The 24,697-nt window shown below is 45.3% G+C and carries 20 protein-coding genes and 6 tRNA genes; 20 read left to right on the plus strand and 6 right to left on the minus strand.

Translation table 11 applies throughout. The features are described 5' to 3' along the window. The first annotated feature begins 73 nt into the window (after positions 1-73). The 13 genes from B9A22_RS15090 to B9A22_RS15150 all read left to right on the plus strand — a co-directional run bounded on the left by B9A22_RS15090 (position 74) and on the right by B9A22_RS15150 (position 13,334). The gene (locus tag B9A22_RS15090; RefSeq protein ID WP_084576758.1) at positions 74-1,663 is read left to right on the plus strand and encodes a PocR ligand-binding domain-containing protein; all 1,590 of its coding nucleotides are present in this window, start codon (positions 74-76) and stop codon (positions 1,661-1,663) included. Between the two features lie 260 nt (positions 1,664-1,923). Beyond that, a complete protein-coding gene (locus tag B9A22_RS15095; protein ID WP_084576759.1) occupies positions 1,924-4,035 on the plus strand; it encodes a sigma 54-interacting transcriptional regulator in 2,112 nt (703 codons plus the stop codon). Positions 4,036-4,209: 174 nt separating this feature from the next. Beyond that, the gene (gene dhaK, locus B9A22_RS15100) at positions 4,210-5,208 is read left to right on the plus strand and encodes a dihydroxyacetone kinase subunit DhaK (protein WP_084576761.1); all 999 of its coding nucleotides are present in this window, start codon (positions 4,210-4,212) and stop codon (positions 5,206-5,208) included. Between the two features lie 18 nt (positions 5,209-5,226). Next, positions 5,227-5,862, plus strand: coding sequence for a dihydroxyacetone kinase subunit DhaL (gene dhaL / locus B9A22_RS15105; RefSeq protein ID WP_084576763.1), 636 nt, complete (start codon positions 5,227-5,229; stop codon positions 5,860-5,862). Between the two features lie 3 nt (positions 5,863-5,865). After that, positions 5,866-6,258: a dihydroxyacetone kinase phosphoryl donor subunit DhaM gene (gene dhaM / locus B9A22_RS15110; protein ID WP_084576765.1), complete on the plus strand. Its 393-nt coding sequence runs from the start codon at positions 5,866-5,868 to the stop codon at positions 6,256-6,258. A 58-nt stretch (positions 6,259-6,316) separates the two neighbouring features. Continuing rightward, positions 6,317-6,583 (plus strand): HPr family phosphocarrier protein, encoded by a 267-nt coding sequence (locus B9A22_RS15115; RefSeq protein WP_084576766.1) that lies wholly within the window; start codon positions 6,317-6,319, stop codon positions 6,581-6,583. A gap of 2 nt (positions 6,584-6,585) precedes the next feature. Beyond that, on the plus strand, positions 6,586-8,301 hold the full coding sequence (gene ptsP, locus B9A22_RS15120) for a phosphoenolpyruvate--protein phosphotransferase (protein WP_084576768.1): 1,716 nt from the start codon (positions 6,586-6,588) through the stop codon (positions 8,299-8,301). Positions 8,302-8,558: 257 nt separating this feature from the next. Further along, positions 8,559-9,851 carry an adenylosuccinate lyase gene (purB, locus tag B9A22_RS15125; protein WP_084576833.1) on the plus strand — a complete coding sequence of 431 codons (1,293 nt, stop codon included), beginning with the start codon at positions 8,559-8,561 and terminating at the stop codon, positions 9,849-9,851. Between the two features lie 16 nt (positions 9,852-9,867). Then, positions 9,868-11,151 carry an adenylosuccinate synthase gene (locus B9A22_RS15130; protein WP_084576770.1) on the plus strand — a complete coding sequence of 428 codons (1,284 nt, stop codon included), beginning with the start codon at positions 9,868-9,870 and terminating at the stop codon, positions 11,149-11,151. Positions 11,152-11,346: 195 nt separating this feature from the next. Then, positions 11,347-11,422, plus strand: a tRNA-Lys gene (locus tag B9A22_RS15135). A gap of 7 nt (positions 11,423-11,429) precedes the next feature. Then, positions 11,430-11,504 (plus strand) — tRNA-Glu (locus B9A22_RS15140). 7 nt (positions 11,505-11,511) lie between these two features. Then, positions 11,512-11,587, plus strand: a tRNA-Val gene (locus B9A22_RS15145). Between the two features lie 412 nt (positions 11,588-11,999). Beyond that, positions 12,000-13,334, plus strand: coding sequence for an L-lactate MFS transporter (locus tag B9A22_RS15150; RefSeq protein ID WP_084576772.1), 1,335 nt, complete (start codon positions 12,000-12,002; stop codon positions 13,332-13,334). A 32-nt stretch (positions 13,335-13,366) separates the two neighbouring features. Here B9A22_RS15150 and B9A22_RS15155 read toward each other — a convergent pair whose 3' ends face one another. Genes B9A22_RS15155 through B9A22_RS15165 form a run of 3 tightly spaced genes read right to left on the minus strand, consistent with a single transcriptional unit; the run spans position 13,367 to position 16,511 of the window. After that, positions 13,367-14,059, minus strand: a complete 693-nt coding sequence (locus tag B9A22_RS15155; protein WP_084576774.1) for a cache domain-containing protein — start codon at positions 14,057-14,059, stop codon at positions 13,367-13,369. 23 nt (positions 14,060-14,082) lie between these two features. After that, positions 14,083-14,811 (minus strand): LytR/AlgR family response regulator transcription factor, encoded by a 729-nt coding sequence (locus B9A22_RS15160; protein ID WP_084576776.1) that lies wholly within the window; start codon positions 14,809-14,811, stop codon positions 14,083-14,085. Next, entirely contained in the window at positions 14,808-16,511 is a 1,704-nt protein-coding gene (locus tag B9A22_RS15165; RefSeq protein ID WP_084576778.1) for a histidine kinase, read from the minus strand. Before B9A22_RS15165 ends, B9A22_RS15160 begins: the two co-directional genes overlap by 4 nt. Before the next feature lie 289 nt (positions 16,512-16,800). Here B9A22_RS15165 and B9A22_RS15170 point away from each other — a divergent pair. The 5 genes from B9A22_RS15170 to B9A22_RS15190 all read left to right on the plus strand — a co-directional run bounded on the left by B9A22_RS15170 (position 16,801) and on the right by B9A22_RS15190 (position 20,608). After that, positions 16,801-16,877, plus strand: a tRNA-Asp gene (locus B9A22_RS15170). Between the two features lie 7 nt (positions 16,878-16,884). Beyond that, positions 16,885-16,960 (plus strand) — tRNA-Phe (locus tag B9A22_RS15175). A 191-nt stretch (positions 16,961-17,151) separates the two neighbouring features. After that, entirely contained in the window at positions 17,152-18,846 is a 1,695-nt protein-coding gene (locus tag B9A22_RS15180) for a methyl-accepting chemotaxis protein (RefSeq protein WP_176215539.1), read from the plus strand. Between the two features lie 118 nt (positions 18,847-18,964). Then, positions 18,965-19,615 (plus strand): phosphoribosyltransferase, encoded by a 651-nt coding sequence (locus tag B9A22_RS15185; protein ID WP_084576782.1) that lies wholly within the window; start codon positions 18,965-18,967, stop codon positions 19,613-19,615. A gap of 348 nt (positions 19,616-19,963) precedes the next feature. Then, complete coding sequence (locus B9A22_RS15190) at positions 19,964-20,608, plus strand: GGDEF domain-containing protein (RefSeq protein WP_084576784.1); 645 nt, start codon at positions 19,964-19,966, stop codon at positions 20,606-20,608. A 112-nt stretch (positions 20,609-20,720) separates the two neighbouring features. Here B9A22_RS15190 and B9A22_RS15195 read toward each other — a convergent pair whose 3' ends face one another. Continuing rightward, entirely contained in the window at positions 20,721-21,344 is a 624-nt protein-coding gene (locus B9A22_RS15195) for a CBO0543 family protein (protein WP_084576786.1), read from the minus strand. Between the two features lie 441 nt (positions 21,345-21,785). Here B9A22_RS15195 and B9A22_RS15200 point away from each other — a divergent pair. Beyond that, a tRNA-Gly gene (locus B9A22_RS15200) sits at positions 21,786-21,860 on the plus strand. Between the two features lie 191 nt (positions 21,861-22,051). Then, positions 22,052-23,008 carry a tyrosine-type recombinase/integrase gene (locus tag B9A22_RS15205; protein ID WP_084576787.1) on the plus strand — a complete coding sequence of 319 codons (957 nt, stop codon included), beginning with the start codon at positions 22,052-22,054 and terminating at the stop codon, positions 23,006-23,008. A 121-nt stretch (positions 23,009-23,129) separates the two neighbouring features. Here B9A22_RS15205 and B9A22_RS15210 read toward each other — a convergent pair whose 3' ends face one another. Beyond that, complete coding sequence (locus tag B9A22_RS15210; protein ID WP_084576789.1) at positions 23,130-23,987, minus strand: macro domain-containing protein; 858 nt, start codon at positions 23,985-23,987, stop codon at positions 23,130-23,132. Next, positions 23,984-24,592: a hypothetical protein gene (locus B9A22_RS15215; protein WP_084576791.1), complete on the minus strand. Its 609-nt coding sequence runs from the start codon at positions 24,590-24,592 to the stop codon at positions 23,984-23,986. Before B9A22_RS15215 ends, B9A22_RS15210 begins: the two co-directional genes overlap by 4 nt. Positions 24,593-24,697: the final 105 nt, after the last annotated feature.

The raw sequence follows: 24,697 nt of genomic DNA on the forward strand, positions 1-24,697 counted from the left end.
TGGCAGGAAATTACTGAATGAATGTATAATAGTATTAGCATCCTGCTGTGAGGCAGCCAAGAAGGAGTGCGCTGTGAATTATAAATTTACCGACCTTATCGATATTGCTAAGCTCCAGTCGCTTATGGAAGCTTTCTTTAAAATATCTAATATTCCAACTGGCATATTAGATGATGAAGGAAATGTACTAGTCGCTGTTGGCTGGCGTGACATTTGCCGGCAGTTCCATAGACAATGCCCTGCAAGCGAAAGGGTGTGTCGTGAAAGTGATAACTGTATTAAGGATTTTATTGGACAAGCCGGTTCATATACTAGTTACACTTGTACTAATGGCCTCATTGAGGCCGCAGCCCCAGTAATTATTGCAGGACACCATCTGGCGACTATTATGCAAGGACAGTTTTTCTGGGAGAACCCTGATATAGACTATTTCCGTAAACAGGCACAAAGATATGGATTTGATGAAAAAAAATACCTGGATGCCTTAGACCAGGTTCCTATATATTCGAAGGATAAACTTGATTCTATTATGAAATTTAATATTGAATTGGCAGCGATACTTACTGAACTTGGCCTGAAGCGGCTTCAGGAGATCGAGTTACAGGCCAAACAACGTGAGGAAAGTGATCTTCAGCTGTTTTGGATTTTTGATAGTATCCCGAATATTGCAATTCAAAGCTGGGATGCGTCTGGGAAAGTACTGTATTGGAATAAATTTTCCGAGCAGCTCTATGGTTATACGACTGAAGAAGCCATTGGCAAGCATATTAGTCAGCTTTTTATAGATGAAAGCTCTGATTGTGTATTGAAAAAAATTTGGGATAGGGTACATAGTACTAAGAAATTATATGGCCCCGAAGAGATAGAATTAAAGGGGAGAGATGGCGTTCAAAGGGTGGTTTATTCTACGATCTTCCCAATCAAGCTTTCGCGGGGCAGCGAATTTGTTTGCATGGATGTCGATGTTACAGAACAAAGAAAAATACAAAAAGAAATGATGCGCCTCGACCGGCTTCACCTCGTTGGAGAAATGGCAGCAAGTATTGGCCATGAAGTACGAAATCCTTTGACCACGGTAAGAGGCTATTTGCAAATTTTGCATAGAAAGCCCGAGTTTGATGAATATGCAGAGCGTTTCGAAGTAATGATTGAAGAAATTGACAGGGCGAATCAAATTATTACAGAATTTCTATCCTTAGCTCGCAATAAACTGGTGGATAAACAAATGCAGTGTTTAAATCGCGTCATCAGCCCGCTAATGCCCCTCATCAATGCAGATGCGGTAAAAAACAATGTTGTTATCAATTTTTCCCTAGGCAATATTCCGGAAATTTTGCTAGATACTAAAGAGATACGCCAGTTGTTGTTGAATTTTGTAAGAAACGGAATAGAGGCAATGCCTAAGGGCGGGGTTCTGAATGTTGCAACCTCGCAAGAACGATCTGAGGTCATATTGAAGGTAACAGATAATGGAGAAGGCATACCTAAACAGGTACTTGAAAAGTTAGGAACTCCGTTTGTTTCAACAAAAGACCAAGGAACAGGCCTAGGTTTAGCCGTAAGCTATAGCATAGCGCAGCGGCACCAGGCCAAGATTGAAATTACATCTGGTGATTGCGGTACTACCGCGACGATAAGGTTTCCTATACCCGTACATCACTAAAAGATGATAAGGACTATGGTAAACAGACTTAACTTCTCTATTTATTGAGTTAAGTCTGTTTTTTTGCAATAGCGGGGCTTCAGACAAGTTGCGACTAAGTCCTAATATATGTTGGTCCTGAAAATTTTTCCATGAAAAATCGCAGTAATAAGACATAACGAGCTTGCGGTAGAAGGATTTTGCGAAGATCGCGCTAATAGCATAAGGTAAGGAATTATATCGTGTTGATGCTTGCAGCTTAATAGAATTGGGGTGACGCAGTGGACCGCAGTAAACAAGCCATAATTCATCATGATAAGGGACTTCATGCCCGTGTGGCCGCGATGATTGTGCAAAAGGCGTATGAGCTTGAACGTAAATGGCAGAGTAAGCTATATTTCCGGCGTCAGGATGGATCGGCCGTTCCTGCAGTCAGCCTTATGCCACTGGTGTCGCTGCGGGTGAAACAGGGTGATACATTGATTATTGAGGCTGCAGGGGAGGCTGCCGAGGCTGCTGCTGCTGAGATGGCTGCATTTGTGGAAAGCGATTTTGTGCTGACTGACGCTTCGGTGATCAGTCAGGTTGATAGCTTGCTGCAAGACAATGCCTTTACAGCCGGGCAGATATTTAACAGCATGGCCAACGGTCTGATTGTGACTGACGAAAACGATGTAATCACAGTATTTAATCCGGCTGCTGAGCGTATTCTGGGCATCCCTGCCAGCCAAGCCATTGGCAGTAGGGCCCAGGATACTATTCTGGGCTCGCGGCTGCATATTGTCGCAAAAACCAGACAAGCTGAACTGGGCTGCCGGCAGGCCATTGGCAAGCTGACTATTCTGACCAACCGCACGCCCATTATTGCCGAAGGCCAAGTACGTGGTGCGATGGCCATTTTTGAGGATATATCGGTGCTGGAAACAGTAACCGGCGAACTTAAAGCGGTAAAAGAGCTTAAGGAGCGTCTGCAGCTGGTGCTGGAGTCGGTGCAGGACGGGATTTGTGTCGTTGATAAAGACGGCTTAATCAGCTATGTCAACCCAGCTTATGTAGAGCTTCTTACCCAGTCCTGTGATGAATTGATCGGGCAGAATGTACGCGATTTGTCGCCACACGGTGCACGCAGCCGGGTAATTAAAACTGGCCAGCCGGTAGTGGGCAGCATTGCTGTCAAGACGAGCGGGGTAACGCTTGTGGCCAACGTCAGTCCGATTGTGGTTGACGGCGAACTAACAGGGGCTGTATCTGTTGTTAAGAATGTCAGTGAAGTCCATAAGTTAATGGATAAGCTGAGCCAAGTCTCAGCCAAGGCTGAATACCTTGAGCAGGAACTGCGGCGAGCGCAGAAGCCAGGGCCAGCCTTTAATAAGTTTATCGGGCAGAGCGGCAAGGTACGTGAGGCGTTAGCTATTGCCGTTAAGGCAGCAGGAAGCGGGGCAACAGTGCTCATTAGCGGGGAAAGCGGCACAGGTAAGGAACTGGTGGCTGAGGGGATTCATTACGCTAGCCAGCGTGCGTCAGGGCCGTTTATCCGGGTTAACTGCGCCGCACTGCCGGAGAGCTTGCTGGAGAGCGAACTCTTTGGTCATGAAAAGGGGGCCTTTACTGGGGCGGTGCGCCAAAAACCGGGTAAGTTCAGCCTGGCTGACAAAGGTACGATTTTTCTTGATGAAATTGGCGAACTCAATAAAAGTATGCAGGCTAAGCTGCTCCGTGTATTGCAGCAAAAAGAGTTTACCCGCGTGGGCGGCGAGGTTGTTCTGAAGGTCAATGTCCGGATTATTGCCGCCACAAATCGCAACTTAGTGCAGATGGTGGCTGAGGGCCAGTTTCGTGAAGACCTTTATTACCGGCTAAATGTTATTCCTATTTTACTGCCGCCCTTACGGGAGCGGGCAGAGGATATTCCATTGTTAGTCGACCATTTTCTCCATAAAATCATTACTGAACAGGGAAAAAGTATTAGTGGGATTGCCGGAGAGGCATTAACTGGGCTGATGGGATATGGCTGGCCTGGCAATGTACGTGAGTTGGAGAATGTCATAGAGCGGATGGTTACATTAGCTGACAGCATGGCATTGACAGCCGCTGACTTACCGCTATATCTTCGGGAAAGCGGTAACCCGGCTAACCTATTACCAGCCCCGGAAGAACAAGTGTTATTACCAAATACAAGTATGACAGCCATCTTGCCTTGGGTAGAATACGAAAGGCAAATCATAACTATGGCATTGGCTAAATACGGTAGCTTTAACGCTGCCGGTAAAGCGCTGGGGCTAACCCATAAAACGGTAGCAGCCAAAGCACAGAAATTCGGGATTGCTAAAACAGTATCTTGGGAAAATTGTGACAGTATGGTAAAAAGTATCAATGACGTTGAGCCCTGTTGATACTTTTGTACAAGTCAAGGTGTAGTTTGAAGCGAGAAAAGAAGCTGGAGCCGTCCTCCTGCTTCTTTTCTTTAGCGTCACTTTGTTTTGTAGCTTTGGCATGGTTATTGCAGATATAAATGGGTATCTACCGTATACCGGTACACTAATTGATAGCGAGGAGGCTGTAATTGAATGAAAAAGGTAATTAACAATGCCGAGCAGGTTGTAGAGGAAATGTTACAAGGGGTGGTAGCAGCTCATCCCCAGTATGTTAAGCGGGTGGCGGGTTTTGATGTGCTGGTGCGGGCTAATTCGCCGGTACAAGGTAAGGTTGCACTGGTATCAGGCGGCGGCAGCGGTCACGAACCTTCCCACGGCGGGTATGTCGGACGCGGTATGCTGGATGGGGCTGTGGCTGGGGCAGTATTTACCTCTCCGACCCCGGACCAGGTTTATGAGGCTGTTAAGGCTGTCGATGGCGGCAAAGGTGTACTGTTGGTTATCAAAAACTATACCGGTGATATCATGAACTTTGAGATGGCTGCTGAAATGGCAGATGCGGACGGAATTAAAGTGGCCAAAGTCGTTGTCAATGACGATGTGGCTGTAGAGAATAGTACCTGGACTACCGGACGGCGGGGAATTGCCGGTACTGTGTTTGTACATAAGATTGCCGGTGCTAAGGCTGAAACCGGCGCTGATTTGGCTGAAGTACAGAAAACTGCCGAAAAGGTAATCGCTAACGTTAGGTCAATGGGAATGGCGTTATCGCCCTGCACTGTGCCAGCTGCTGGTAAACCGAGCTTTACCTTGGCTGAGAATGAGGTTGAGATCGGCATGGGCATCCATGGCGAACCTGGTACTCATCGGGAGGTCATCCGCACAGCTGATGAAACGGCTGAACATTTGCTCAACAAAATTTTTGCCGATATTGCCCTGGGAGCAGGTGATGAAGTTGCAGTAATGGTCAATGGCCTGGGTGGCACACCGCTGATGGAACTGTATGTTGTTAACCGTAAGGTAGCAGCCATGCTTGCTGAGAAAAATATTAAAATCGCCAAAACATATGTTGGCAACTATATGACTTCATTGGAAATGTCAGGATTCTCAGTCACTGTATTAAAATTGGACAGCGAGCTGAAAGAACTGCTCTTTGCCCCGGCAGATACTCCGGCGCTGGTACAGTTCTAAGCGAAGGGAAGAATAAAAATGGCAAACGTAATTGCAGCAATTGAAGCGTTGGCAGATATAATCATCGCCAACAAAGAAAAATTGACAGAGCTTGACGCGGCTATTGGTGATGCCGACCACGGGATTAATATGGCGAGGGGCTTTGAAGCTGTTCGCGTCAAGCTGGCTGCGACAACTACTGAGGATATCGGCGCTGTGCTAAAAATGGTAGGCATGACCCTGATTTCGACAGTTGGCGGTGCGTCCGGGCCGCTCTATGGTACTGCTTTTATGCGGGCAGCTGCGATTGCGCAAGGCCAGACAGTCATCAATAATGACACAGCTGCTGAGATGCTGCGTGCAGCAATCGGCGGCATTAAAGACAGGGGTAAGGCTGTCAGGGGAGAGAAAACAATGCTTGACGCCTTAGAGCCTGCCTATGAGGCTTTTACACAGGGGATGGCTGAGGGGGAAGCGCTGCCCGAGTGTCTGGAACTGGCGACAGCCGCAGCTGCGGCTGGTATTGAATACACCAAGACAATCATAGCCACCAAGGGGCGGGCCAGCTATCTGGGAGAACGCAGTATTGGACACCAGGACGCAGGGGCAACTTCGTGCTATCTTATGCTGTCAGCACTTACAGCGTTGGCCAAGCAGCATCGGCAGGAGGCGTAAGACATGGTAGGAATTGTTGTCGTTTCGCACAGTGCCAAAGTCGCTGAGGGAATATGCGAATTAGCCGGACAGATGGCGGCTCCAGGCCAAAAATTGATTGCCGCCGGTGGTATGGCTGACGGCAGTATCGGCACAGATGCTTTTCGGATTCTGGCAGCCATCGAGGAAGCCAATACTGGCGACGGTATACTTGTCATGGTGGATTTGGGCAGTGCCGTTCTTAGCGCCGAGTTGGCTCTGGACATGTTGGACGGAGAGCTAAAAGGCCAAGTCGCCATTGCTGATGCGCCCATCCTTGAGGGAACCATTGCCGCCGCTGTCGATGCATCAATCGGCCAGTCACTAGTCAGTGTGACCAAGACTGCCGAAGGTGCCCGCGATTTAAGGAAACGCTAGGAGACCGCTTGAAAAGTTAGAGGCACCACCATATCTAGACTTGTTGGAGGAAATACATATGACCGAAATAGAACTGGTGTTAACCAATGCAGCTGGGCTGCATGCCAGACCGGCTGCGCAGTTTGTACAGAAAGCAGCTGCTTTTAAAAGCAAAGTAATTATTCAGGCCGGCAGCAAAACAGCTGATGCAAAAAGCATTCTGGCTGTTATGGGGCTGGGGCTTAACCTGGGTAGTGCATTTTTGCTGAAGGTTGACGGTGAGGATGAAGCCGAATGTGCGGCAGAATTGAAGGCACTTGTTGAACGTAATTTTGGCGAGGGATAAAAATGGGAGATGTCTTGCGCGGAACCGGAGTAGTAGCGGGTATCGCTATTGCTAACGCAAAGGTGTTGTCAGGTGATTTAACAGGATATTTAAATAAATATAATGCCGGTACGCCGGATGTCGAGTCAGGCAAAATGACTGAGGCGATTAAGGCAGCATCTGCTGAGCTTGCTCAGCTGATAGCAACTGCTAAAGCGAACAGTCAAGACAGTCAGGCTGATATTATGGATGCCCATTATACGATGGTTAACGACCCCGGGCTTGCAGCCAATATGTACGGTAAAATTGAACAGGGGACAGCAGCCCCCCAGGCAGCCCTAACTGCTGCTGAAGAGTTTGCCACTCTGTTTGATTCAATGCCTGACCCCTATCTAAGAGAACGGGCTGCTGACGTGCGAGATGTGGGCCGTCGACTTGCCAGGCTGCTTCTGGGGGTTGGACACATACAATACGAGGCTGAAGCCATTGTGTTGTGCGCAGAGGAGATTGAGCCGTCTGTAGCTGCCAGTATGCCTGAAGGGCCGGTATGCGGGATTGTATTGGGGAAAGCCAGCACAACCTCTCATACGGTTATTATTGCTAAAGCGCGCGGCATTCCGACTGTTGCCGGTCTAGGTAGTTCCTTAACCCGGATTGCTGATGGCACTGCCATTATTGTTGATGGCAATACCGGGCAGGTACTGCTGGAACCTACGCCTGAGCAGTTGGCAGAGTATCAGCATAAGGCCGAAGCCGAAGCTGCCCGAAGGCAGCAAGACGCGCAGTTAGCTGCTCTTGAAGCTGTCACGCTAGACGGCAAGAGAATTCAGCTGGCGGCTAATGTTGGCTCACCATCGGATATGACGGCAGCGCGCAAACAGGGTGCTGAGGGGGTTGGATTATTCAGAAGCGAGTATTTATTCATGGGGCGGGCTGTTCCGCCAAGTGAAGAGGAGCAGTTTGCTGCTTATAAAGAGGTAGCCGAACAATGTGGCAGTCAGCTGTGTGTTATCCGGACGATGGATATTGGCGGCGACAAGCCACTGCACTATCTGAATATAGCAAAGGAAGAGAACCCCTTCCTTGGCTGGCGGGCTATTCGCATCAGTCTGGAGCGGACAGATTTGTTTATTACTCAGCTTAAGGCTATCCTGCGGGCCGGCGCTTTCGGTAAGGTTGCTATTATGCTGCCAATGATCATCAGCACAGCAGAAATAACGGCAGCACGGGAGTGTGTGAAGCAGGCGGTGGCTGAACTGAGAATGGAAGGCAAAGCATTTGCACCAGATGTGCCGCTCGGCATTATGATTGAGACACCTGCAGCTGCGGTTATGGCGCAGCAGTTGGCTGGAGAATGTGATTTTTTCAGTATTGGCACCAACGATCTGGTGCAGTATACGCTGGCGGTTGACCGCGGCAATCCGGCAGTCAGCTCCCTCTATAGTCACTTTCACCCGGCGGTGCTTGCACTGATTGACAATGTGGTTAAAGCAGGTCACAATCACAACATCTGGGTTGGTATGTGTGGTGAAATGGCAGGTGACCCACTGGCTGCCCCGTTGCTCACTGCCATGGGGATTGATGAACTCAGTATGAGTGCTCCTTCAATACCCCGGGTGAAGGCGGTAATCCGTAAGCTTGAAGAAAAGCCAATCCGCGAGTTGCTTGAGCAAGCGCTCGCGTTGAATGAAGCCAGGGCTATCCGCCGCTTAATGGAGGATTATATTTCCGGGCAATAAAATCATTGATAGTCTGCCTGCAGTAGTCATACTGCAGGCTTGTTCTATTTTCCGAACAATAATTATATTATTCATATAATCATTCGATTTTTATTGACAGTCAATATATGCTAATGCTATGATAAACAAGGGAAAAAAGGGGAAAAACTAGGTAGAGTATTCTTACAATAATCAAGACCGAGGTGTTCTTTGATTATGTGGAAAATATACGACTGGCTACTGACCATTCAGAGCCGCTCGGAAAGCGAAGTGGTATCATGATTGAACGTTATACGTATCCCGAAATGGGACGTATCTGGACTGACGAAAATGAATTCCAAACAATGCTTGACATTGAAATCGCAGCATGTGAGGCTATGGCCAAACTAGGGCAGATTCCTGCTGAAGCCGTACCGGTAATTAAGGAAAAGGCCAAGTTTTCGGTAGAACGCATTCGCGAAATTGAAAAAGAAACCCGCCACGACATATTGGCTTTTCTTACAGCTGTGGCCGAGAATGTGGGTGAGCCTGCTAAATACATCCACATGGGATTAACCTCAAGTGATGTAAAAGACACAGCATTAGGCGTCATGATGAAACAGGCCGCCGATATTATTCTTGATGATCTTGTTAGATTCCGCGATGTGTTAAAACGCCGGGCAGCTGAGCACAAATATACGGTCATGATCGGCCGTACCCATGGCATCCATGCTGAACCGCTTACCCTAGGCCTGAAATTTGCTTTGTGGCTGGATGAAACCGAACGTAATATTGAGCGTATCAAACGGGCCAAGGATGCTGTAGCCATTGGCAAGCTGTCTGGGGCTGTAGGTACCTATGCCAATATTGATCCTTATATAGAAACCCATGTCTGCCAGCAAATGGGCATTAAAGCCGCTAAACTGGCCACCCAGGTTATTCAGCGTGACCGTCATGCTGAGTTCGTGACTACGCTAGCCATTGTCGCTGGTTCGCTGGATAAGTTTGCAACCGAAATCAGAAATCTGCAGCGGACTGATATCAGGGAAGCTGAAGAATACTTTCACCCAGGCCAAAAGGGTTCATCGGCAATGCCGCATAAACGCAATCCAATTACTTGCGAACGTGTCAGTGGCTTGGCCCGGGTAGTTCGCGGCCATGCGCTGGCTGCGCTTGAAGATATGCCGTTATGGCATGAACGGGATATTTCCCATTCTTCAGTTGAGCGCGTTATTTTGCCTGACAGTACTATCCTGGTTGATTATATGCTTAGGATTTTTACTGATGTTATTGATCGTTTACTGGTTTACCCTGAGGCGATGAAAGCCAATATTGAAAAAACCGGCGGCATGATTTTCAGTCAGCGTGTAATGCTAAAGCTTGTTGACAAAGGGGCCGTGCGGGAAGAAGCCTATCGCTGGGTACAGCGGAACGCCATGGCCAGATGGCTAGAGGGTGCAGACTTCAAGACCAATGTCATTGCTGATCCAGATATTAAAAAGTACCTTACAGCCCAGGATATTGAGGAATGCTTTGAGTACTCCCATTATCTCCGGCATGTAGATACCATTATGGCCCGTTTTGGCCTATAAAGAGAGGATTGATCCTATGTCTTCTGTTGTTGTCATTGGCACCCAGTGGGGTGACGAGGGTAAAGGAAAGATTGTTGATTTCTTAGCTGAAAAAGCTGATGTTGTTGTCCGTTATCAGGGCGGTAATAATGCCGGGCATACAGTTGTTGTTAACGGCACTGAATTTAAGCTACACCTTCTGCCGTCAGGCATACTATATTCCGGTAAGACCTGCGTAGTCGGCAACGGCGTAGTTGTTGATCCAGCTGTTATGCTCAAAGAACTTAAGGGTATGCTGGATAAAGGTATCGATACTTCAGGACTAAAAGTATCTAATCGGGCTCATGTCATCATGCCTTATCACCGCTTGCTCGATGAAGTGGAAGAAGAGTCCCGTGGTGACCGTAAGATTGGCACTACTAAACGCGGCATTGGCCCGTGTTATATGGATAAAAACTCCCGCGCCGGCATCCGGATGGTTGATTTGATGGATGAAGAGGAATTCTGCTCAAAGCTGGAATTCAATCTGGAGGCTAAAAATCATTTACTCAAGGCTGTATATGGTGTCGAGGGTTTTGATTATGAGCAAGTAAAACAAGAGTATCTTGAATATGCCCGTCAGCTTAAACCATACGTGACAGATACTGCGGCAGTGCTGCATGCAGCCATCAAAAACGGTGAGAAAGTTTTGTTTGAAGGTGCGCAGGCTACACTTCTTGATTTAGACCATGGTACTTATCCGTATGTCACTTCATCGCATCCAATCGCAGGCGGTGCATGCATTGGCGCTGGGGTCGGCCCGACGCAGATCGGCAAGGTTATCGGTGTGGTTAAGGCTTATACTACCCGTGTGGGTGAAGGGCCGTTCCCAACTGAGCTTCATGATGAGATTGGTCAGACCATCCGCGAACGGGGTCATGAGTATGGAACTACAACCGGCCGGCCTCGTCGTTGTGGCTGGATGGATGCCTGCGTCGTCCGCTATGCTGGCTATGTCAGTGGTATTGACTATATGGCAATCACCCGTCTGGACATCCTTGACGGCTTAAAAACCCTCAAGATTTGTACGGGCTATAAATATAAGGGAGAGCTCTTGAATGAGTTCCCGGCCAGCCTCAAGGTGCTGGCCCAAGTTGAGCCTATATATGAAGAACTGCCAGGCTGGGATGAGCCTACAAGCACTATCAGAAAATATGAAGACCTGCCAGTGAATGCCCGTCGCTATATTGAGCGGTTAAGCGAAGTCAGCGGGATTGGCATTGGGATTGTTTCGGTTGGACCTGGCCGCGAGCAAACTATCATTCTGGAAGAGATGTTTTAGACTGTCTGATAAAGTAGACTTAGCTTCAGATGGGGTTTTAACCCCACCTGAAGGTTAGTCATCGGATAAAAGTAACCTGCAGTAATACTTGCAGGTTACTTTTTCTTTCCGGTTCCCTTTGGCGAACTATACAAATTGAACAGAATATGATTGACAAATCTATTAACATCTTGTATACTTTTATCTTGTGAAGATGATCCACTAGCTCAGTTGGTAGAGCACCTGACTTTTAATCAGGGTGTCGATGGTTCGAGCCCATCGTGGATCACCATCTATCTGGCCCGTTGGTCAAGCGGTTAAGACACCGCCCTTTCACGGCGGTATCAAGGGTTCGATTCCCTTACGGGTCACCACCTATATGGGCGATTAGCTCAGCCGGGAGAGCGCCTGCCTTACAAGCAGGATGTCGGCAGTTCGATCCTGTCATCGCCCACCATAGAAATAAGCTTCGGATGATATTCCGAAGCTTATTTTTTCATGTGTCTTTCGATTCGCTAAATATTCCCAGTTTAATAAGTATTTTACACATGAGGCATAAAATTCCGCAGCTCGGTAGCCGGTTCATCCCTCTCAGCAAGATAGTGTGGCGAGGTTGTTTTGATGGTGACTATAATAATAGTGTAGAAGAAGTCTCACCAACAGGATGATATGCTTCTGAGGCGCCGGGAGCATGTCGTCTAATTAGTGCGAATATTCGGCATGGGTTTCGTGGTGAAGCTATTCATTTAGGAAGGTAGACTTTTTCACATGTTTGGTCTAATATATATAAGTCTTTGTGAATTCAAGCGTTGTCTCTGCCCCGAGTCATTCCTCGAAATCCTCAATTTGAAACAAAGGAGCTAAGAACTATGGGAACAGAAGTACAAAACACTCCAAACCGGTGGCTGGTAGCCATCATGGGAACTTTGCTGCAAGTTTGTCTAGGAACTGTTTACGCCTGGAGCTTTTTCCAAAAGCCGGTTATGGACGCCAACAACTGGACTAATGCTGAGGCTGCCTGGGCATTCAGTCTGGCAATTTTTTGCCTCGGGCTGGCGGCAGCCTGGGGCGGCATCAATCTTCCTAAATACGGACCGCGCAAACTTGCCATGACAGGTGGTTTCCTGTTCAGTCTTGGCTATTTGATTGCTGCCTATGCACTCTCGATTAAAAGCCTGGCACTGCTCTATATCGGCTATGGCGTTATCGGCGGAATTGGCCTGGGTCTCGGCTATGTAACCCCGGTTGCAACCGCTGCTAAGTGGTTCCCTGACAAGAAGGGATTCATTACTGGTATGGTCGTTATGGGCTTCGGCTTTGGGGCGCTCATTATGGCCAAGATCCTTGCTCCGATGTTCATGAGTATGACTGGAGGCAATCTTGTCCTGGTATTCTCCTATGTCGGCGGAATTATGTTCTTCATGACCTTACCGGCAGGCTACTATATGATTAATCCACCTGCTGGCTTTGTGCCGCAAGGATACATCCCTCCTGTTACATCAGCAGGGTCTCAGGCGTCTCAGGATGCCATTACCGCGAAACAGTGTATTCTTTCTGGTAAATTCATAATGATGTGGACTGTTTTCTTCTTCAATATTATCGCTGGTATCATGTTTATCAGCTTCCAATCTCCATTACTCCAGGATCTGTTGAAAAAGACTATGGACCCAGCTACCCTGACTGATCCGAAAGTAATTGCTGGCCTTGCCGCTTCTGGTGCGACGCTGATTGCTATTAGTTCTATCTTTAATGGAGTTGGCCGCTTCTTCTGGGGTGGGCTGTCTGACAAAATCGGCCGTGTTCAGACCTTCCGCCTTATTCTTGGCAGTCAGTTGCTAGTTTTTATTGCCCTGATGTTTGTCAGCAACCCGATCGTTTTCGGTGTGCTTGTGTGCTATATCCTTCTTTGCTATGGTGGCGGCTTTGGCTCAATGCCTTCGTTCGTCCTTGATGTCTTTGGTCAGAAGCTGATGCCAATCGTCTACGGCACCATTCTTACTGCATGGGGATGCGGTGGCATCGTCGGTCCTCAGATCGTAGCTTTTCTGAAGGATAACTTCGCTAATCAGGCCGCTCAGTATACCTTCGTGTGTGCCTCGGTACTGCTGCTGCTTGGTCTGCTCATTACATTTGCATTGAACAATAAGAAATTTGATCCAAGTGGAGCGAGCCAGGTCACTGGTCCGACTCTCTCTATAAAATAAGTCTACCTAGTGAGACGAAAAACGCCACGCATTTAGCGTGGCGTTTCTTTATGGGCAGAGGTTTTTTCCCACCGGAGTCCAAGGCGAGTGCCAAACCCGGTCGACCAAGCATCTAACGGGATAAAGCAGGTGGCAGCTAGCGCAAATAAGAGGGCAATTCGCACTGATAATACTGCGATGGTCGTAAAGCTGTGTTTAAGCTGGTCTGCTAATTTTTTTGATACGCCAATATAGAACATACCGATAATCTGGCCGGAGTCATCCCGAATGGGGGTGTAGCAAGTCTGGTATTTAACACCAACAACCTCAGCCTCACCAATATAGAGTCTGCCGCTATTAAGCACTGTCTCACTGACATAATCGGCAGCAGTTGTACCGGTTGCTCTGCTGCCGTCCCGCATGATGTTGGTGGCCACACGGGTATTGCTTAAAAATATTGTGACGGTATCGTCTGTCAGACGAGCAATTTTATCTACCAATTCAGTATCGTCGTTAATGAGATATTGCCCCTTATATAATTTACCATCTTGAACATGCCAGGAACCAGGGAGCATATAGTCGGTGATTTCAAGTGCGGTGGCAAGGTCAGATTTTGCTTTTTCAGCCATAGCTGCTTCAATCTGAATCTGCATATCTTTAAGAATGACAATGCCTGCAGCTAGGCAGACCAACAGTGCCATCCCGAAAAAGAAAACTGTAAGCTTAGTTTTGAGACCTAACTGCACGGCTAAACCTCCTTACAATTATCCTATTTTAGCCCAAGGGCTGTCTTGAAGTGCTTCGCCCGGTTGCGGCTGACAGGGACTTCTTGTTTGGCGAGGTCGTTCATACGCAGTAAGTAGGAACCATGGAACCAGGGGGTGATCTCTAATATTTCATCTAAATTAATGATATATTGGCGGTGGATTCGGAGGAAAGTAGCCTCAGTCAACAGGCTGTCAAACTCTTGTAAAGTAAGCATTGCTGAAAACTCGCCGGTGCGGGTACGTACATAAACATCCTTGTCTTTGACATAGATAAAAACAATGTCTTTTTTACTTAGCGGGATAATTTTGTCCCCGGTTACTACGCAGACTTTAGCAGTCTGCGATCCTTTTTCATTAGAGGTTTTTGCTGACAGATTACGTACCTTGGCTAATGCCTTACCCAGTTTTTCTTGGGTAACAGGTTTGGTAACATAGCCGACAGCCGGTGTATCAAAGGCTTCGACGGCATGTTCGGGAAAAGCGGTAATGAAGACTATATATGGAGACTTGTTCATGCCGCTTAGCTTTTTCGCCATTTCCATGCCAGACATACCAGGCATATTAACATCTAAGAATACCATTTCTGGCTTTTTCTCCAAAATATAAATAAGAGCATCTACGCAGTTAGTAAATGTGGCACATACCTCAATATCAGTCTGCTGACTGAGCAAAAATTCAATTTCGTCGCAAATAGGCTGCTCATCATCAATAATAACAGCTTTTATTCTCATGACACACCACCTTCTTTCTGAACCACTTGTGTCTCAACTTGGAAAGGAATCTTCAAAAGAATTTCAGTTCCAAACGGCGGTTTGGAATTTATCGTAAGTCCGTATCCTGGTCCATAAAGGCTGCCTAACCGTTTGTGAACATTCATTAGTCCTACCCCGTCAGAATTGCCTGCTCGTATCTGTTCCAGTTTCTCGGGAGAGATGCCTACACCGTTATCGGTAACGGTAATCATAAGCGTAGTAGCCTCGACATAGGCCTCGATAGACAGTAAAGAGTGACCTAGCTTAGGAAATAGGCCATGATTTAAGGCGTTTTCTACTAAAGGCTGGAGTGAAAGTGCTGGTACTAGCGCGTTGGCTGTTGTATCGTCAATATGAACCGCGATATCCAGTCTGTCGCCAAAGCGGGATTTGGCAATCTCAAGATACGCTGTGACGGCGCTAAGTTCATCTTGTAAAGTGAGAAAGTCATCCTGGTTAGAATAGCCGCGATGCATGAGTGTAGCCAAGCTGTCCAGCAGGCTGCGGGCCTTATCAGGGTCGGTACGGCAAAAAGACATAATAATATTAATGGTGTTAAAGAGGAAATGGGGGTTAATTTGAGCTCTAAGCGCTTTAAGCTCGGCTTTTTCCCGCATCTTTCGCTGCTCATCAAGCTCTGCCAATTGAATCTGTACTGACAACAAGTTGGCAATTCCGTCAGCAATACGAATGTCCAGTTCTGACACTGTATCGTTATTGACGCGGGCGAGTTCGATTGTTCCGACTACCTTGCTGCCGGTAAAGAGTGGAACTACAACGCCAGCTTGTAAGGGGCAGTAAGGAAAGGGACAGCCCCGGTCAGCTGGGGCGTTGATGACTTTCATTACCTTGCTGGTAATGGCGTCCTTGACTGCTGCAGAGATAATCGGCTCTCCTGGCTTGTGGTGCTCAGAGCCTTGGCCGATGAACGCCAGGCACTTATAACGGCCAGTAATCGAAACAGCATCTACTTTTGTCAATTCATAGATAATATGGGCAGCAACCGTAGCTGAGTGGGTATTAAACCCTAACTGAAGATAAGGAAGGGTGCGACTGGCGATATTAAGTGATAATTGGGCAGCCCGGGCACCGTAAATATCCTGTTCGGCTTCAATCCAATTAACAGTCAACAGAAAAAGCCATACACCGGCAACTCCGACGGCCAGGGTAGGGATAGCTGTTCTCATAATATAGGCAGAAAAAGACTCTTGCGTCGCAAATAATGTAAATAAAGCAATTTGGCATAGTTCTGCGACCAGCGCCACACACGCCCCGGTAAGCGGAGTCAACTGCTGGAAGCTAAACCGAAGTCTTAACAGCCCGGCTAGTGTTCCGGCCATGACAATAAACACAGCCAAAGCTGTGGACATATTTTCAACCAATGCCAAGTACAGGCCACAGATAAGGCCGACATTAAACCCCGTGATAGGCCCACCGGCAATACCGGATAGCAGCACGCCAACCAAGCGAGTGGTGATGACTGGCTCTCCCCAAGGAAGCGCACTGTAATTACCGGTTATAGAAAAAAGGGAGAATAAGACAATAAGGGAAAAGTGACTTAGCGGATGGAACGGATAACGGGCGCAGCGCATGATAAAGCGGCTGCGGCCTGTAAGATACGCCGTCATAGCAATAAATGACAAAGCGCTGATGACTTCTAACAGAGTAAAAACTGTCATACACTGCCTCCGGAATAATCTACAAGTGAGTATTCGTCATAGGTGCAAATTTCCCTTTTTTGGGAATCAATCCTGGTGAAATATTTATTAGAATCTACAGATTTATCAAAATATGCTATAACTTGTTAAAGGTACACTGCATGCAATACAAAAATACGACTACAAACAGGCAGCCAGTCCGGTGCCTAACCTGGTGCATTTGGGGCTGGATAAAATTCAACAATTACTTATGTATAGTTGCTTGACTAATAATACAGCGTAATATATAATAACATTTGTTAGTTAAAGCGGCCCTGTGGTGTAGCGGTCTAACATGCCGCCCTGTCACGGCGGAGATCGACGGTTCAAATCCGTTCAGGGTCGCCAACTTAACGCCTCGGTAGCTCAGTCGGTAGAGCAGAGGACTGAAAATCCTCGTGTCGGCAGTTCGATTCTGCCCTGAGGCACCATAAAATAAGAAGACCTTGCAGAAGCAAGGTCTTCTTATTTTATACGTAAGCAACTGCTGGAATGACGGAATTTGTCGAAATACGTAAAATGACGGAAATTTTTTCTCTATTCCGACAAAATAAGAAGGAATTTGTAAGCGAGAGCCCGAATGATAGCCAAGAAAGAAATACGAAGGAGATGTTACGGTATTATGAAGGGAATGCGTTTACCGCTAGGTCGGCAGTTGGCAGGAATGTTTGGGCTGACCATTATCCTTTTACTAACAATGGTATCAACAGCAATTTTTCATCATAGTGATGCAATTGATATGTTCCAAAATTTGCTGTCAACAACAACGACTCGCACAATATTGATTAAAGATGCCCATGTTGACTTTACCAGAGCGCTTCTTGATATGCGCGGCTTTTTAGTATACAATGATCCGGCTTATTCCCAAGGATACCGTGATAATTTTAATAAATCCTTGTCCGCCGTCAAGAAATATAACACGGCGGTAGATAATAAAGAATTGACTGAAGTCGCCCAAAAATTAGAAAGCCTATTGTCCGACTATCTGACTTTAGGAGAAAAGGTAATTGCCGCTAAACAGAGTAATTCGCCTAATCTTAGTGCTTTGACGACTGAAGGCCGTAAAATGGTGAAGGATATTGACGATCAGTTTAAGAAAATATCTGAGGTTCAAGATAAGTCCTTGACAGTCAGCACTGAAACGCTGATTAAGGGTGAGAAAGAAGACGGCCGCGCTGTCATCATTGCCAGTATTATTATTACAGTTTTGATTGTTGCCTTTGTTATTTGGTATAGCCGGAATCTGGCACAGCGGTTGGGGCGGTTACACCGGGACCTGGGCGCTATCGGCAGTCTTGACTTATCACAGCCTGACGCACATCCTAGCCGCAATGACGAGATTGGCGATATGGCACTTGTAGTCATTGACATGAAAAAAGCACTAAAAGAGTTTGTCCGCAAGGTTCAAATTAGTGCTGACACGCTGGCGTCCTCAGGTGAGGAGCTTAATGCCACCGTTGAGGAACAGCTCAAAGCCTCTGAAACAGTGTCGCAAAGTATCGAGGGGATCGCCTCAGGTGCTAGCGATAATGCCCATAGCATTTCAAATATTACTGCTACTGTTCAACAACTATCTGCCGGCTCACAGCAAATCAGAATCAGGGTAGGCACTGTAGCACAAGATACCCACACGGCAGTTGCAGAAGCAGATCACGGTATGGGGATGCTCAAGGAAGTTGTTACGCAAAATCAGACAATTGGACAGACAATGACGTCCATTACTGGCGTCTCAATAGAGTTAGCCAAAGGCTCAGACCAAATTAAGAGTATTGTTGATCTGATTCGGGGGATTGCCGGACAGACTAATTTGCTGGCCTTAAATGCAGCCATTGAGGCGGCCCGGGCTGGTGAAGCCGGACGAGGGTTTGCTGTTGTTGCTGATGAGGTGCGTAAGCTGGCTGAACAGAGCGCAGCCGCGACGGCGAATATTGAAGAAATTATCAATAGCATGGCTACTGGCATTGATTCGATGGTTAGGACTGTTGATGGTGCTCGTGCTGAGGTAACTAAGGGAACGGCTGCAGCTGCTGATACACAAAAAGGCTTTGAGGAGATCCTGGCTAAGCTGGCCAACGTTCGCAGCGGGGTTGAGCACATAAACGCAGCCGTTGGTGACATGGCGAAAGGGACTCAAACCATGGTGCAAGGCATCGATACCATCAATAAAGTAGCTGATCAAACATCGGCCAGTACAGAGGCTGTAGCTGCGGCCAGTCAGCAGCAAACGGCAAGCCTTCACGAAGTCAACCGCAGCGCTGAGTCACTAGCTGAAATGGCGAATGAACTTAACGGCGTGGTACAAAATTTTAAATTATAAGCATTTTCAAGCAGAGTACTCAGCTAAAATCGATTTTTAGCCTGAGTACTCTTTTTTACCTGCATTAAAATTACGGTCAGCACAAATCCTATAAATAAGAATTAAAGGAGGGTGAGCTATGTTTAACGACCGTACTCATGCCGGACAACTTTTAGCAGAAAAATTAGCCGCGCGTAATCTAAAAAATCCATACATATTGGCAGTTCCCCGGGGCGGGGTGGCGGTGGCATCTCCGATTGCAGCTAAGCTACAGGCTAAAATAGGGGTCCTAATTGCAAAAAAAATCGGGCATCCGCTCAATCCTGAAGTGGCTATTGGCGCGATAATGCCTGACGGCAGCCTAGTTCATGACAATCAGTATATCAGCGGAATAGGCGTAAAACAGGAAAACTTTGACCAGCTAGCTGCCGAAGCGCGTAAGGCCCTTGATGAACGGAGCAAAGTATATGAGGCCATGATTGTGAAAAACCATGAGGTTAAGGGTCGCGATATTATCATTGTTGATGATGGTATTGCCACTGGCTATACCATGCATGCAGCTGTCAAGTGGCTTCAGAAGTGGAACCCTGCAAGCATTACTGTTGCAGTACCAGTCGCGCCCAACGATGTGACAGGCAAATTGCGTCAAGCGCAAGTTGAGGTTGTCTGCATTGATGAGAGAGATGTATTTACAGCTGTAGGCAGCTATTACAAAGACTTTAGCGAGATGACAGACCAAGAAGCATTGGAATACCACCGGTTTGCTCCTAACGGTATTATTCGGCTATAGCGCAGGCAAAAGAGGACGCCCTAAGTTAATTAGGACGTCCTCTTTATCTGGCTCTCCAGTCTGATAAAGGGTATTCATCCCTTGGCCATCTTTTGCTTGAGGATAGACATTGAAATAGTGTTAAGCAGTTACTATTTAATGTAAAACAAGGTATAATAAATAAAAGTTGATCAATAAATGTAATTCTATTTATCCGATGACTAACCCGCTCTAAGACTCCCTCTTCTACAAGTGGGAGTTTAGGAGGCTTCCCTGGAAGTTGGGCGACTAACCTTCAGGTGGGGTTAAAACCCCATCTGAAGCTAAGTCTACTTTATAAAATCTTGTACTTAGAATAAGGGTGACTAAATGAAATATACCGGAAGAATAACAGGCTTAATTATTATGCTAATAGCTATTGTAGCGGTAAGAGTCTATGCGTATATTTATTTAGACTATTCTTTTAGCCATCTACCTATCCCAGGGGTTATTGGTTTATGTATTGCATTTTGGGCCGGTAAACAGTATGACAAAGTAAAATTCTATTCAGAAAAAGACAGTTTGACAGGTTTTTATAACCGAAGATTTGTTGATACATTATTTCCTTCTCTGTTGGCTCAAATGGATAGAAGAAATGAAAAATTAAGTGTAGCTATTTTGGATTGTGATAGGTTTAAAGACATAAATGACAGATATGGTCATAAAAAAGGGGATTTAGTATTACAAGAACTGTCAGCTTTACTTTTTACTAGTATAAGAAAAAGTGATATAGTTGCTAGATGGGGTGGCGACGAATTCTTGATTATTGCGCCTTATGCAGATGAAGAAGATATCAAGGTAATCATTAGTCGCTTTAAAAATAAACTACAGGAATTATCCCAAAATATTCAAATCGACATTTCTGTTTCAAGTGGATACGCAATCTACCCTAGTGATGCCAAAACACTAGACGACTTAATCAACATTGCAGATAGTAGGATGTATGGTTATAAAAATACAGCCAGGTATTGCTGACGGGAAATTACCGCCAGCCCTTGATTTATCTACGACGATACAGGTGACTATTCATTAGTGGTATCTCCTGATATTCCTTCTTAGTCGTGATGTTGAGAAAGTGGCTATCTCACTACTCTGTATCCTCATCTTTATCAAGCGGCTTCATTGCTGGAATTAGTTTAGGAGATAAAGAAACTCGACTTGTCACTGGTGCATGGTTCTGCTCTACTTTCGCCATCCATAGAACTATAGCCCGTGCAAAGAACGAAATCCCCCCAGCGATAAGAAACGAGTAAACGTAATTCCAGTTCTCAAGCCATAAAATTCCTACCCAAGCATAGAACGGTTGAGCAACGAAGGCAAAAAACGCTGCTGCTACGGTATTGGTAACTGCAAAACTACGCCAATTATCAGCATATTGATAGGCAAACATATGAACTATTGGATGAACTGTATAGGTATATGGCAAAAGGCTGGGTTTAAAGGGAAGTAAGTGCGACTTATAAGCCCAAAGGCCCATAGTAGTTCCAATTACGTCAGCGTACCCAAAGCCAGCGGAAAGAAGCGATCCAAAAAAGAAAAGTTCTCTCATGCGTTTTCGGTCAATAAGTAGATAGAGCAAAGTATAGATAATCGCCATACTTCCGAGAGTAATAAACCATCTCGACGAGAATAGCTCTTCGGAGATCCAATGTGTATAAAGTTGGTTCCATAGAGTAATATTTGTGTTTATAATTTCATAAAAAGTAGGCAAATGAATTCCTCCCTCAAAGTCGCTGATAGTTTAGTTTCCTTTTGGGGAGAAGGTTTTATACTTCTGTAGCGAGTTCGAAAAGTATACTTTTTCCATTGGTAACTTACCGGCAACTAAATCGCTCACTTGTATTGAGGATCAGGTTCCAAAACTTTAGAATGTAACACAATGCACTTGTGACAGATTGAAAAAAAGACTGAAACCTCAGATATTCTCTGGGTTCATCGGTCTTTTGTTATTTAATCGCAAATTGGAAGACGAATAGATTCTGATTTGTAACTATATGTAAATATTTCGGCCTATGTTCTAACTTGCGTAAGGACGTTATGTATGCTATAATTTCCACAGAGAACGAGAGCATCGGCTTCCTTAGCCGTGGACAGTTTGCGCTTAAGGGTATAAAATGCTCACCAAACTATATATTCTCTATGTTTTACATGTGCGGGCGTAGCTCAGTGGTAGAGTACCGGCTTCCCAAGCCGTGGGTCGCGAGTTCGAATCTCGTTGCCCGCTCCAGTAAAATCAACAACGACGCGGCATCTCGGCCTCAGATGAGCCTCTCAAACCCCAAAGAAATACTGCTTTGGGACGTCAGAACTTTTGATGAAGATGATGGAGAATGAGAGAGAAAACCAGAGATTGAGAGAGTTTAAAATCGTGTCAATGTTTCTTAACCAACGTACCCAATAAGGGAGGTTGGTTTTTTTATGCCCAAAAGAAATGAAGACGGCGTAATTATGAAACTAAAGAGGACGGTTGATTTTGAGCTTTTATCGGAGGAATATATCCTCATCAGGGAAGCTGAAGTATCTAAGTATACGGTCAATTCTATAAGAAATACTCTGCGGCACCTTCTTGCGAGTTTTGAGGGAGAAATCAGCGATAAAGGATTAAAGCTAAAAATATTGCAATTTTTGAGCGGCAAAAACAACGAGCATTATAATAAGCAACTTCAGGCAATTCGAGGCTTCTTTCAGTATTGCGTAGGTGAAGGGTATCTAGATAGCAATCCCTGTACGGCAATGAAGTATAAACAGCATACGAGTCGAGTTATTCAACATAGTGAAGAAGTTATCCGAAAGCTTTTAGATGCTCCTGATAAAAATACTTGGGCTGGATTACGTGATTATACGGCAATGGTTTTAACACTAGATACGGGTATTCGTCCAAATGAGTTAATTCAAATATGTATTTCTGATTTTGACTTTGCTAATGGCTATTTATATTTGAGGGAAAATATTACGAAGACGAAACAAAAGAGAACATTACCGATATCAGATGTATGTATTTCGGCTATCAAAAAGCTTATTCATTATCGGCATGCAAGCTGGAATAACGAGTTAGTCTTTTGTAGTTGGCGCGGAGAAAAAATTACCACAGGAGATTTGCGTGATAGATTCAGGGCTTATTCGAAAATAATCGGTACACAAATCACACCGTATCATTTACGGCATACCTTTGCACTCTATTTTTTAAGAAACTCTTCCAAAACAGGGGTGTTTGCTTTACAGAAAATTATGGGACATAGCAAGTTGGAACAAACACGAAATTATGTAGCGTTGCTTGAAGCGGATGTTCAGCAGGCTCACCAAACTGCATCGCCGATTGCCAACCTGCTTGGACGAAGCGCAGGCAAGAAAAAAGCGATACTAATGAAATTATAAAACGAGTAAAGGGATACGCAATGCGTATCCCTCAGACTGTAGACAAAGTAGTATCATAAAAATAGGTATGTATATTTAATTGAATTGTAGTTTCCTGTGTTTAGTTAGAATATACCATTAATCATTTTCCTATATTATTGATGGAAAAATCACTGTTTTTCTTGCAAACGATACGTAGCTTGTGCGGATTTTTTATTTTATGAGAACTTAATTTATACGACAAAATCATCATGTCAACTAAATCTTGCTGTGAAAAAGATGCTCCCGCTCCACCATCAAATGACGTTGTTCCTGCGCCTAATACTGGTACGCATACATCATTTTCAGAATAGTTGTTCTCTAATTCCTTCCACAACAAATCCAAACACTCAAGATACTCGTCACGAGAAAAGAATCGCCCTTTACCTTTTTCATCTAATTTTGCAAACGCCATCAATAAGTCATCGCCATTTGGTACTATGGTTCCTGAATCATACCGTGTTTTACGCAGATATTTTGATTTGCTTTGGGCTGGTATAATTTGCGCAGAACTGATTAACTGTTGGACATCTAAATCTGGATGCAATTTTAAATACTGGCCGCATATGGAACCTGGATTTATATCTGGCGTTGCGCTACCTACTTGTGTTGTAAAACACTCATCAAAATTAATTACTCGCTTGCATTTCCTCTTTTCGAGAATATCTCCATACTCTACAATAATCGAATAATTTTGACCTTTGATTGTAATACTACTGCGAAATTTCAAAAAAGCCATATATAGAAACGATGTTACAACACAAACAAGCAAAAAGCACATAAGACGAGATATTATAATATTAACATCTTGAGCATCTAAACGCGCAAACCATTCACATTGTTCAAGAGCCTCTTTCGTTATCCATTCATGTTTTCCAAAGAATGCCTCTGGCACAAAGGTAAATATACCTGTGACGGTAGCAAATGCTAGAGTTACCCTCTTTACGACGAAATCAATCAAAATCCAAGTACCTCTTTTATGTATGAATAGTCTCCAACTTTCTTCCCATTAGCATCGATTTTCCAGAATGGTTTCGCATCATTTTCGTAACCTTTCATATATGTGGGAAGCCAATTTGATTCATTACGTGTAGAATTATATACGATAATGATTGTTTTTTTCTTCTTTTGGGACTGTTCAAATTCATGACGAAGGTAAGAACACTTATTTATGTTTCCGTAATCGTCATTCTCGCTAGGCTTGGAAACACTGGAAACTGTACACGCTTTAGCGCCGTTGGTATTTTGTTTATATGGTGTACAAGTACACTCCCATTGTTCTTTAGAAATACGTTCGCATCCGTTTCCAGCTGTTCGAGAAGCAGTCATATCGCCCACAACAAAAATCGCTGCCGACGAAGCGTTAATTTGGCGATTAAATTCGGCTTTCAAATCACAAATTCGGCAATCATCGCTATTAGCCACACTGCCAGACGACACCTTCGACATATCAATAAAATCGACTTTATGGAGATTATCCATTCCCCATTTATTCAATTCCTCTACTACATTTTTATCACCATTTAGCTGGTCATAGTCCGCGCTGATGTAAACTTGCTTACTCATGCAAATCACGCTCCTTTGGGGATAATTTTAATATTTTCAAACTATACAAGGTCGTTAATAACAACTGTAACATTTTAGTATATTATAGCACAAACTGCGAACAAA

The organism is Sporomusa malonica (assembly GCF_900176355.1).
GTDB classification, from domain to species: domain Bacteria; phylum Bacillota; class Negativicutes; order Sporomusales; family Sporomusaceae; genus Sporomusa; species Sporomusa malonica.